At 42.4% G+C, this 11,977-nt stretch carries 7 protein-coding genes; all 7 read left to right on the forward strand.

All coding sequences use genetic code 11. From position 1 onward, the window contains the following. Nucleotides 1–5: 5 nt before the first annotated feature. The 7 genes from flgL (at nucleotide 6) to J1N51_RS13985 (ending at nucleotide 11,975) form a co-directional block, all read left to right on the forward strand. On the forward strand, nucleotides 6–1,829 hold the full coding sequence (flgL, locus tag J1N51_RS13955) for a flagellar hook-associated protein FlgL (protein WP_208831849.1): 1,824 nt from the start codon (nucleotides 6–8) through the stop codon (nucleotides 1,827–1,829). Between the two features lie 319 nt (nucleotides 1,830–2,148). Further along, on the forward strand, nucleotides 2,149–3,849 hold the full coding sequence (locus tag J1N51_RS13960; protein WP_208831850.1) for a flagellin: 1,701 nt from the start codon (nucleotides 2,149–2,151) through the stop codon (nucleotides 3,847–3,849). Nucleotides 3,850–4,041: 192 nt separating this feature from the next. Then, nucleotides 4,042–5,739 (forward strand): flagellin, encoded by a 1,698-nt coding sequence (locus tag J1N51_RS13965; protein ID WP_208831851.1) that lies wholly within the window; start codon nucleotides 4,042–4,044, stop codon nucleotides 5,737–5,739. Between the two features lie 240 nt (nucleotides 5,740–5,979). After that, nucleotides 5,980–7,677, forward strand: coding sequence for a flagellin (locus J1N51_RS13970; RefSeq protein WP_208831852.1), 1,698 nt, complete (start codon nucleotides 5,980–5,982; stop codon nucleotides 7,675–7,677). Nucleotides 7,678–7,763: 86 nt separating this feature from the next. After that, the gene (locus J1N51_RS13975; protein WP_208831853.1) at nucleotides 7,764–8,162 is read left to right on the forward strand and encodes a flagellar protein FlaG; all 399 of its coding nucleotides are present in this window, start codon (nucleotides 7,764–7,766) and stop codon (nucleotides 8,160–8,162) included. 23 nt (nucleotides 8,163–8,185) lie between these two features. Next, complete coding sequence (fliD, locus tag J1N51_RS13980; protein ID WP_208831854.1) at nucleotides 8,186–9,916, forward strand: flagellar filament capping protein FliD; 1,731 nt, start codon at nucleotides 8,186–8,188, stop codon at nucleotides 9,914–9,916. A 25-nt stretch (nucleotides 9,917–9,941) separates the two neighbouring features. Continuing rightward, complete coding sequence (locus J1N51_RS13985) at nucleotides 9,942–11,975, forward strand: motility associated factor glycosyltransferase family protein (protein WP_208831855.1); 2,034 nt, start codon at nucleotides 9,942–9,944, stop codon at nucleotides 11,973–11,975. Nucleotides 11,976–11,977 lie beyond the last annotated feature (2 nt).

Raw genomic sequence — 11,977 nt, forward strand, 5'->3', positions numbered from 1 at the left:
TAATCATGACAACGCGTATATCGACAGCTAACTACTTTTCAAGAAACCTCTCGTTAATGCAAGATCGACAAATCTCATTGGATCGTGCTCAACGAGAGTTATCTACGGGTAAAAAAATCATTACCCCGTCGGATGATCCTACGGGAGCGAATACCGTTATTCGTTTAAAGAAAGAGTTGGATGTGAGTGACCGTTATTTGGCGGCGCAAGACAGTGCAACTCGTTTTAATAATGTAGCTGAGACTCAAATTGAATCAATGACTAACACCCTGTACCGAACCCAAGAGCTTATGACACAAGCGATTAACGGTTCGATGGATGGTGGTGCGTTAAATGCCATTGGTCAGGAAATCGCTGCTCGTAGTACCGAATTTATTGGTCAGCTCAACACTAAAAATGCGGCAGGTGATTATATTTTTTCGGGATTTCAAACCAATCAGGTGACCTATGAGCTTGATGAGTTTGGGTTTGCTATCTACCAAGGTGATAATGGACAGCGCGATTTATTAATTGCACCGAATTCGTATGTAGCGGCTAACGACCCAGCTAACTCATTCGTTGATAATTTAGAGTCTGCCTACGGTTATTATCAGGCTGATAGTGCTAAATTAAGCACGGGTATTGTCACAGACCCAGTTGAATACAGAACACCAGCTTTTCCTGCGACCACCTATCAGGTCCAATTTAATGCCGCAGGTACAGGGTATGACATTTTAGACTTAGGACTATCAGGGCCTAATCAACTTGTTCAATCAGTGCCTAACTATGTGCCTGGCGATGATATAACAGTCCAAGGTATTACCTTTAAAACAACTGCATCTAATCCTCCGGCTGGCGGTGAAGTCTTTAATTTAGAACCTCAGCGCTCATCAGAGATTTCGGAATACCGAGTAACGTTTACTGCTCCGGGCCAATATCAAATTGAAGATTTGAGTTTAAATAAAATTGTTTCAGGGCCTAATACTTTTGCGATGGGTGACACAATTGAATGGGGCGGCAGAGAGTTTCCTTCAGATCCAAGTGCGGCACTTCCTGCAGCTGGCACCACATTTACTTTTGGAGCGCCGAGCAAAAATACCCAATGGGTTATGGATCAAGCGGCTAAAAGCACCAATATCGCGGGAACCAATTATAATGCAAGAGCGACTGTCGCGCCTTTGCGTTCCATTGATTTAAATACACCAGCCGGTGATTTGTTACCGCCTAATCACCCTGCATATGCTGCAGGTACGACGGGTGCGATGACCTTACCTGTAAATACTGGCACAGCAGAAGTTTTAGGTGGCAGTATTATTTATCCGGATGAAAATACCATCGGCGATTATCGAATGTCTTTTATTGACACCAACGGTTCGGGTGTACCTGACGTGGTTAGAATGGATCAAATTGATCCAGTTACCAAACGACTGATCCCACAGCCTGAGGGCGCTACTTTTGAAACTAACTACACTCCAAATGAAAAGGTTGTACTAGGCGGTGTGGAGTTCGATATTGCTGGTATACCGGCAGACGGTGATACATTTGAAATAGACCGACCTGAAAATAGTCGTCGTACAGAAGTGATGAGTGTTTTACTTGCCGAAATCGATCAAGGATTGATTACATCGGGCAATGTACGCTCTGAGATTGGTGCCCGTTTGAACATAGTTGAGAACTTAGAACAGGCACAGTTTAATTTCCGAGAAATTACTCAAGCGTCATTAGCAAATATTGAAGAAGTTGATATTTACGAAGCGGTAAATAATTTAGAGTCGAGTAAATTGGCTCTTCAAGCAGCTCAACAATCATTTGCAAGGATCCAAAACTTATCTTTGTTTAACTATATTTAAACAAACAGAAGATCGACATTAGTCAATATTGACTGACCTTCCTCAAAAAGCCGAGCCATTGTGCTCGGTTTTTTATTTTTGCCTCAAGTCAATAGTCAAAAAAACGGCAATGGAATAGGAAATAGCTTGCCACTCTTAACAAAAGGGGATCAATGATCCTCGGTTTTCAAAAGTTTGACGTCGCTTTACTTCCTCTCATATACATGTTTGTTGGTTTCAAGTTGTTGTTTTTCATTGTTTTATTTGGTGGCTTCAAAGTTGGCATATTAGGTGCATTCGCACAGGTAACTGTAAATATTGCCACTTGAGGAGAAAGAGTATGGGCATGTTTATTAACACTAACGTTGCGTCTATTAACGGCCAACGAAACCTAAACAAATCAACAGAGGGTTTGACGACGTCAATGCAACGTTTGTCTTCAGGCCTTCGAATTAACTCTGCAAAAGATGACGCTGCAGGTATGCAGATCTCTAACCGTTTAACGTCACAAATTAATGGTTTAACGGTTGCGGTCAGAAATGCCAACGACGGTATTTCTATGGCACAAACAGCAGAAGGTGCACTTCAAGAAAGTACGAACATTCTGCAACGTATGCGAGATCTTGCCATTCAGTCTGCAAACGGTACTTATTCAGATGGTGACCGTGCGGCACTTCAAGAAGAAGTTGTTCAGCTTCAAAATGAGCTTGACCGTATTGCGGTATCAACCACGTTTGGTGATCGTAAATTAATGGATGGCTCGTTCGGTACTGAAGCTTTCCAGGTTGGTGCTAAATCATTCGAAACAATCAACGTAAGTGTCGGTTCGTTCTTCGCAAAAGACATGGGCGCTGAAAACTACGTACTTAAAAACCACGCAGACTCAGTTGCTGCTGTTGGTAGCCAAAATGCAGCAGGTACTTCATTAGCAAGTACTGCATCTATTGGTTTTGGTAACTTTGCGTCTGTAAATGCTGGTATGGTGGTTTCGGACTATACAGCCTCTTTTGAAGGCACAGTGCCAACGGTTGGTACTGCGAGCACTATTGAGTTAGGCATTAAAGGTTCACTTGGTAGTGCTGCTACAAGTATCCGTGGTATTAATGGTTCAGCTTATGAAGCTGAGCGAGCGATTGACCAGGTAACAGCGAAAACCGGTGTTGAGGCTGATGCGCGTACGACATTAACAATGGATTTCTTTTACAATGGTGCGGATGCGTCACTTCTTACTGCAGAAGCAACATTTACCCTTGAGCTTCGAGGTGAAAACACAGACACCAATGTAGATGCTGCTCGTGTTAAGTTTGCCTTAACTGATACTGAAGACTTATCAGCAGTCGTTAATGCATTTAACGAAGAAGCAAGTGTCACAGGTATTGCTGCAACTTTAACGGGTGACGGTCGTGTTAAGCTGACTAGTGAGCGTGGTGACAACATTGTTATCGAAAACATGCAAGTTGAGCACAATGGTGTCGGTTCTTTGATGGCCATTAGTGCGGCGAGTTATGACTACGAAGGTGATGCAACCTTGACGGCTACAGCTATTGCCGACGGTACTCTTTTCGCAGCTGGTGCTGGTGCTAGTGACACTGACGCCGTATTCGCTACCTTTGTTGGAACAGTTCGTTTAACAGGTAATGAAGACTTTAAAGTAGAAACTCAAGGTGCCAATGCCGCTGCTGGTTTCTTACACGGTACAGGTCAAGCGGCTATTTCTGGTAAAGAGACTGTCGACGAAGTGAACATCGGCACAGCAATCGGTGCACAAAAAGCCATTGATGTTATTGACGGTGCACTAGCTTATATCGACAGCCAACGTGCAGGTTTAGGTGCAGTTCAAAATCGTCTTTCTTCAACTATTTCTAACTTAGAAAACGTGGTTGAAAACGCGTCAGCATCTCGAAGCCGAATCCGTGATACAGACTTTGCGATCGAAACGGCAATGTTGACCAAAAACCAGATCTTACAACAGGCTGGTACGTCAATCCTGTCACAGGCAAACCAGTTACCACAGGCTGCACTAACACTGCTTGGTGGTTAATACAGTTAAAACTTACTTCTCCTCACACGAAGCTCTGGGTATGCCCGGAGCTTTTTTTTGGATCAATTTTTGATCATCTCCTCACTGTTTGGCACACAAACTGCAAGTTTTATATTGAATAGGGCTAACTACCCGATATTTAGAAACATTTCAGTCAAAAGTGGCAAAAAGTTGCCATGAGGGGATGCAAAAATGGGCATGTATATCCAAACAAATGTTGCCTCTATCAACGGGCAACGTAACTTAAATAAGTCCACTGACGACTTAACGACATCAATGCAGCGCTTGTCTTCGGGTTTGAGAATTAACTCAGCAAAAGACGATGCCGCTGGTATGCAGATTTCTAACCGTTTAACTTCACAGGTTAACGGTCTTAATGTTGCAGTGCGAAATGCTAACGACGGTATTTCAATGGCACAAACGGCAGAAGGTGCATTACAAGAGAGTACTAATATCCTACAGCGTATGCGAGACCTGTCGATTCAATCGGCGAACGGTACATATTCTGATGGTGACCGAGCTGCACTACAAGAAGAAGTAGTACAGTTACAACGTGAATTAGACCGTATTGCCTCATCAACAACATTTGGTGACCGTAAGCTTCTAGATGGTTCGTTTGGTACTGAAGCTTTCCAGGTTGGTGCCAAATCATTTGAAACAATCAACGTAAGCGTGGGCTCATTCTTCTCTAATGATATGGGTTCTGAGTCGTATGAATTACGTGACTTACAAGCTTCTTTCGCGGCAGCTGGTTCGCAAAATGCGGCGGGTACAACACTGCAATCTACTTCTGACTTAGGTTTTGGTAACTTTGCTGCGGTCAATGCTGGTATGGCGGTATCTGATTATACCAATTCAGTTGAAGGTCAAACTGCGACAATCGCTACATCGGCAACTGTTGCCTTGGCCGTAAAAGGTTCTTTAGGTAGTGCTACTGCAACGCTTAAAGGATTAAATGGTTCTGCCTATGAGGCGGAGCGCGCAATTGATCAAATCAAGTCTAAAACTGGTGTTGAAGCGGATGCACGCACAACAGTCGCGCTTGATTTCTTCTCTAACGGTAACGACACAGCGGTATTAACCGGTGATGCAACATTTACCCTAGAGTTACGCGGTGAAAACACTGACTTATCAGTAGAAGGTGCTCGAATTAAGTTCACTATTACAGATACTGAAGATTTAACTGCTGTCGTAAATGCGTTTAACCAGCAAGCTGCGGAAACTGGTATCTCTGCATCTTTGACAGGTGACGGTCGCGTATCATTGACTTCTGAGCGTGGAGACAACATCGTATTTGAATCAATGCAAGTAGAACACAACGGTGTTGGCTCTCTGATGTCAATTTCTGCTGCTTCATATGGTTTTGACGGAGACGTATTAAATACAGGAACGGCAATTGCTGACGGTACTTTATTTGCCGCTGGTGCTGGTGCGACTGAGACGGATGCAGTATTCGCAACATTCGTTGGTACGGTTCGCATGAACTCTAACAATGACTTTAAAGTTTCTGTAAGCAGTGCTGCTGGTGGTATGCTACATGGCAATACCGATACATCATCAGCGATTTCTGGTAAAGAAACGATTGACGAAGTAAATATCGGAACTGCGCTTGGTGCACAAAAAGCAATTGATATCATCGATGGTGCGTTATCTTATATTGATAGCCAGCGCGCAGGTTTAGGTGCGGTTCAAAACCGTCTGTCTTCGACGATTTCTAACTTAGAAAACGTGGTTGAGAACGCCTCTGCATCACGTAGCCGAATTCGTGATACTGACTTTGCAGCAGAAACTGCAGCATTAACCAAATCACAGATCCTACAACAGGCTGGTACCTCTATTTTGGCTCAGGCCAACCAGTTGTCACAGTCTGCACTGAGCTTACTCGGCTAAATTTAGTCCTCAGTAACAAAAAAATAAAAGCCCCAAAGTATTGTTTTACTTGGGGCTTTTGTCGTTGTTGTACAAAAATTAAAAAAAATCCTAAAGGATCTTTTGAGCCTTCCGATACATTCACTGTATGGAAGTTCACCCTTTTTAAACGACCAGAGTAAAAAATATTCTAAATGTTTTGAAAGTTCTTCCGATACAGAGACTGATAGCTTTAAATCATTGTCCGTGGAGGAATAACTAATGGCAATTTCAGTACAAACTAACGTAGCGTCAATCAATGCCCAGCGAAATCTTGGTAAATCAGGCGGCGATTTGCAGACTTCAATGCAACGTTTAGCTTCTGGTCTACGCATTAACTCTGCTAAAGACGATGCAGCTGGTATGCAGATTTCTAACCGCTTAACTTCACAGGTTAACGGTCTTAACGTAGCTGTTCGTAATGCGAACGATGGTATCTCAATGGCTCAAACAGCCGAGGGTGCATTACAAGAAAGCTCTAACATTTTACAACGTATGCGAGACTTATCTGTACAGTCTGCAAACGGTACTTATTCAGACGGTGACCGTGCGGCACTTCAAGAAGAAGTTGTTCAATTACAACGCGAACTTGACCGTATCGCATCAACAACAAGTTTCGGTGACCGTAAACTTCTAGATGGTTCATTTGGTACAGAAGCTTTCCAAGTAGGTGCTAAGTCTTTCGAAACAATCAACGTTAGTGTTGGTTCATTCTTCGCAGAAGACATGGGTTCTGAATCATACGAACTTAAAGACCTTCAAGCGTCATTTGCAGCCGTAGGTTCGCAAAATGCTGCAGGTACTTCACTTCAATCAACTGCTAACCTAGGTTTTGGTAACTTTGCTGCAGTAAATGCTGGTATGGCAGTTTCTGATTACACCAACTCTGTTGAAGGTCAAACTGCAACAGTAGCAACGGCTGCAACAGTAAGCCTAAACGTAAAAGGTGAATTAGGTTCAGCTTCTGCAACTATCAAAGGTATCAATGGTAGTGCTTATGAAGCAGAGCGTGCAATTGACCAAATTAGCGCAAAAACTGGTGTAGAAGCAGATGCTCGTACAACGATGACATTAGACTTCTTCAACAATGGTAACGACACTGCAGTATTAACTGGTGACGCGACCTTTACGTTAGAACTACGTGGTGAAAACACGGATACATCTAAAGAAGGTGCATTAGTTAAGTTCAGCATCCAAGATACTGAAGATCTAACGGCAGTAGTTAATGCATTTAACGAAGTTGCAACTGAAACTGGTATCTCAGCATCACTAACTGGTGACGGCCGTGTTGCTCTTACATCTGAGCGTGGTGACAACATCACATTCGAAAACATGCAAGTAGAGTTCAATGGCGTAGGTTCACTAATGGCAATCTCTGCGGCGTCATACGGTTTTGACGGTGATGTAGCGAACACTGGTACTGCAATTGCTGATGGTACATTATTCGCAGCAGGTGCAGGTGCAAGTGAGACAGACGCAGTATTCGCAACGGTTGTTGGTACAGTTCGTCTAAACTCTAACGATGACTTTAAAGTAACAGTAAGCAGTGCAGCTGGTGGTATGTTACAAGGTAACACTGATACTTCTTCAGCTATCTCTGGCAAAGAAACAGTTGAAGACATCGATATCGGTACGGCACTTGGTGCACAAAAAGCGATTGATGTTCTTGACGGTGCATTGTCTTACATCGATAGCCAACGCGCAGGTCTAGGTGCGGTTCAAAACCGTCTTTCAACAACAGTTTCTAACTTAGAGAACGTTGTAGAAAATGCCTCAGCGTCACGTAGTCGAATTCGTGATACTGACTTTGCGACAGAAACTGCGAGCTTAACTAAGTCTCAGATTCTACAGCAGGCAAGTACTTCAATCTTAGCTCAGGCTAACCAGTTACCTCAGACAGCTCTAAGTCTACTTGGGTAATTTGGAAGGAAGTTAACAAAGCGTTTATAACGATAAAAAGGAATCTGTCTAGGATTCCTTTTGTCGTATAAGCCCAGGAGGTAATCATGAGAGTTGAAAATTCAAATACCAATGAATTAGCTGCATCTCGCAATGAGCAACAAGCATTTGATCGCGCTAAAGAAGTTCCAGTTGTGGACTTTAAAAGCCCAGTTAATCAGATTGAACAATCGGTTAACGTGAACGATACTGATGTAAAGGAAGCTAAAACGGACCAACAGCCACAGGTTAACTTGGAAGAGGTGGCTCAAAAGTTGCAGGATTTTGTAGGCGCATTAAACGTCTCTCTGCAATTTTCTGTCGATGAAGAATCTGGCAGAGATGTGATAAAGGTGATGGACAAAAACTCTGGAGAGGTTGTTCGTCAATTTCCTTCAGAAGAAGTGTTAGAAGTGATTAAGTCATTGGGTCAAGCAACCGGCGTGTTGTTTAACGAAACGGCTTAATAATTGGTTATTGAGGTTTTGAAATGGCTGCATTATCGTCACCTGGAATTGGCTCTGGTTTAGACGTCAACAACATAGTTACATCACTTGTTGAAGCAACACGTGAACCTGTTGATGCTCAAAACTTAGCAAAAGAAGAAACCTATACAGCACAAATTTCTGACCTCGGTAAACTTAAATCCGCACTGTCTGATCTTGATAATGCATTATTTGATTTAAAACTACCTACGACATTCTCAAAGCGTAAAGTAGAAACTTCTAGTTCAAACTTTACTGTTGAAGCTGGCTCGGCGGCGTTGCCAGCTACCTATGACGTAAAAGTTAATTCATTAGCAAAAGCTCACCAAATAACGTCTCAATCGTTTGACCTCACAACTCCTGTAGGCGAGGGCACACTTACGATTCAAAATGCCAAATTTACTTTTGATGTTGAAGTGTCGGCTTCAGATACCCTTGACCAAGTGGCGGCAAATATTAATAGTTTGGCGGCAAACTTTGGTGTTACTGCTACTGTTATTACTGGTGATTCTGGTAGTTACTTAGTGTTAGGGTCAGAAGAAACTGGTACGGACAATGCGATTGACGTTATTGCAACTGACATTGACGGTAACCTTTATGATGGTGCAGGCCTTTCTCGGCTGAATTTTGATAGTAAGACAAAAGTATTGGATCAAACTTTCACTGCTGGTGAAGTGATGAATGCCGATGGTGTTTCAAACGGTGTCATAACTTTGACAAACGGTGATCTATCAGAAGACATAACAATAGCGGCAACGGATACAATTGAAGATGTTGTTGCTAAGATCAACGCTAGCTCTGTAAACGTGACGGCAAGCCTTGAAGATGATGGCACTGGAACATTACGACTAGCACTAACTTCAGGTAACGACTACGGTAATCATCAACTAGGCATTAGTATTGCATCTGATGACGATGGTGATACTGCAGACGCCAACGGTGTATCAAGACTCGGGTTAGGCTTATCGTACCAAAACTTTAATGAAACTCGTGAAGCTGCAAGTGCGCAAATCACAGTTAACGGAGCAATTACCGCATCGAGTAACTCAAATGAGTTTGCTGATGTTATAGAAGGTGTTGTGATTACTGCGACTGCTGAGCACAGTGCTACGAGTTCAGGTGATTCGATGAAAGTCGAATTAGACCAGGGCTCAACGGAAGAAGCAGTTACAGCCTTTGTTGAGTCATACAACGCAATGATTGCCGTTGTGAAAGAAGTAACAAATGCCGACGAGTCTGTCGGGGATGTAGGGTCGCTAGTCAGTGACAATACAGTTAGGACCTTTTTGTCACAAATTCGCAGTCGGTTAAGTGATGCGGTTCAGGTTGGGCCAAATCAAGCTATGTCGTTGTCAACCATAGGGATCAGTACCGAACGCGATGGTACTCTCTCTCTAGATACGACTGTGCTATCATCACAAATAAATGAAAACTTTGAAAATTTTGGTGCTTTGTTTAGTGGCGAGAACGGTGTAGCTCGTTCAGTTGCTTCAATTGTGACAGAGTACAAGGGCATTGGCGGTATTGTTGATAATAAAATCAGTACTGTTAATGGCTACCTAGATCGCTTGGCTGACGAGCGAGAAAAATTTGATGAGAAAATGGTGGCGTACGAAAATCGCTTGTTTTCTCAATTTAATGCCATGGATTTGATCGTTGCAAATTTAAATGCGACCAGTCAATATCTTGAAGGCGCATTATCGAGCTTACCGGGGGTGACCAAAAAGTCTGACTAACCTCGGTTAAATAGTGGAATAAAAAATGACCGAAAATCAGAATGATATGTTGAACAACGTACTCAACTTCACCTTTGAGTACAATATGAACCTGCTTAAAGAAAAGTTTCCTCATCTCCACGAACGGTTCAAAGACTATCAGCCTAAACAATTCAAAATTGCCTTAGATAAAAGCGGTGAACTCAATATCATCGGTGCGGATGGCAATTTCATTTATTCAGAAAATCCAAAGCAAGTCTGTGAATTTCAAGCCAAAGCATATTTTAGTAACCCTTTAAAAAGCATTTACAAACTGAACCCCATCGATCCAGAAAAACAACCATTTGATTATATTCATATCAAATATATGGCTGAGATAGCTCGCAAGGGTAAAGAAATTGTTGATGAGTCTTTACAGTTCAACTATGAGCCATTAACTCGATATCCATTGTTATCAGTGATTGGTATTGGCTTGGGCTATCATTTAGAAGTCGTAGCAAAACAGAACATTGATCACTTGTATATTTATGAGCCGAATCCAGACCTATTTTTCGCGTCACTTTGTGTTGTCGATTACCGAAAGTTAGTTGATCGTTTCACCCAAGATAATAAAACCATCACCTTGTTAATCGACAACCCTGTTGATAAGTATATCGATGGTTTTCAATATTTATTACACAAGTTTGGCCAACACAACAGCAGCTGTATGCCGGTCTACAAGCACTATGACAACGAACTAGCAGACCAAGGACTCAAAGGCTTTATCAAAGGGCTTAACTACTTTTACGGTGGTTTTGGCTTTTTTGAAGACGAAGTAGTATCTCTCAAGCACACCTACCAAAACATCAAAGCAAAAAATAAGTTTTTGTCCGAAGGGGCGATATTTACCGAAGATGTTAAGCCTAAAGTGTTTGTTTGTGGAAGTGGTCCGTCTTTAGATGATGCAATAGAACAGATTAAAAAATATCAAGATAAAGCGCTTGTTATATCTTGTGGAACTTCTTTGATGCCGCTGCATCGCAACGGTATCATCCCGGATTATCACGTTGAAGTTGAGCGAACTGACCACGTTGCTGGTGTATTAAGAGCATTAGATAACCCAGAGTTACTGCAACAAACTACATTGATAGGTATGAACACATTGTTCCCTGAGGTAGTGGAGCAGTTTGGTGATGCGATTTTGTTCTTGAAGCCAAATGATGGTGGTACCGATTTAATCAGGGTAACGTATCGTCATGGCTTAAAACAGGTTTATGCGACAAACCCTACGGTTACTAACGGTGCGGTAGGTATTTTTAACGCCTTAAAATCGGGTGACATATATCTGTTTGGTTGTGACTATGGTTATAAAGACCCAGAGCAACACCATTCTAAGCACACGGGTTATTACAAGACTTATAAAGAGAAAAAAGTCACCGCCGGTGTCGATAAGAGTACTAATATCGTACGAGATGGTAACTTTGGTGGCCAGGTTTTCACCAACCATGTCTTCGACTGGGCCAGAAATAGTGTCGAATACAGTATTCGTCATCACATTGAAGAATGGGAAGACAAGAAGGTTTTTAACTGTTCTGACGGTCTAGCAATTGATGGTGCTGCGCCTCTGCGCCCGACAGAAATTAATCTTGATGATGAGCCTGTACTTGACAAGACAATGATAAAACAAATCTTCAATGAGATAAGTGCAGATGACAAGTTGCCAGTTGAAGAGTGGGAAAAAAGTATCCATCAGCGTGGCTTAGAAGTCGTAAAGTTAATCGACGACATTTTAGATAGACGCTTTTTAGAGGTAGATATATCACCAGAACAAATGTTCGATGTTGCTCAACGCGCATTTTATCTGATGATGGAATACGAAGGCGGCAAGGGAATTTTTGCCATTCGAATGATGAAGGGCAGTTTGACGTATGTATTTTCAACTGTACTTGGTTATCTGTTTATCATTAAAACAGATAAGTTGCGTCGCCAGTACATCAACCACGTCATGCCAGTGATTTATGACTATTTTGAAGGGCTTAAGCAAATCTTCATCGAAGAGTTCATGCCTGCACTCGACAACGAGCAAAGCGAGGCAAAATAAAC

Origin of the sequence: Psychrosphaera ytuae (assembly GCF_017638545.1) — a bacterium.
Classification (GTDB): domain Bacteria; phylum Pseudomonadota; class Gammaproteobacteria; order Enterobacterales; family Alteromonadaceae; genus Psychrosphaera; species Psychrosphaera ytuae.

Coding starts and splice junctions, on each gene's coding strand:
- J1N51_RS13965 (WP_208831851.1), top strand. CDS start 4,042: ATGGGCATGTATATCCAAACAAATGTTGCCTCTATCAACGGGCAACGT.
- flgL (WP_208831849.1), top strand. CDS start 6: ATGACAACGCGTATATCGACAGCTAACTACTTTTCAAGAAACCTCTCG.
- J1N51_RS13960 (WP_208831850.1), top strand. CDS start 2,149: ATGGGCATGTTTATTAACACTAACGTTGCGTCTATTAACGGCCAACGA.
- J1N51_RS13970 (WP_208831852.1), top strand. CDS start 5,980: ATGGCAATTTCAGTACAAACTAACGTAGCGTCAATCAATGCCCAGCGA.
- J1N51_RS13985 (WP_208831855.1), top strand. CDS start 9,942: ATGACCGAAAATCAGAATGATATGTTGAACAACGTACTCAACTTCACC.
- fliD (WP_208831854.1), top strand. CDS start 8,186: ATGGCTGCATTATCGTCACCTGGAATTGGCTCTGGTTTAGACGTCAAC.
- J1N51_RS13975 (WP_208831853.1), top strand. CDS start 7,764: ATGAGAGTTGAAAATTCAAATACCAATGAATTAGCTGCATCTCGCAAT.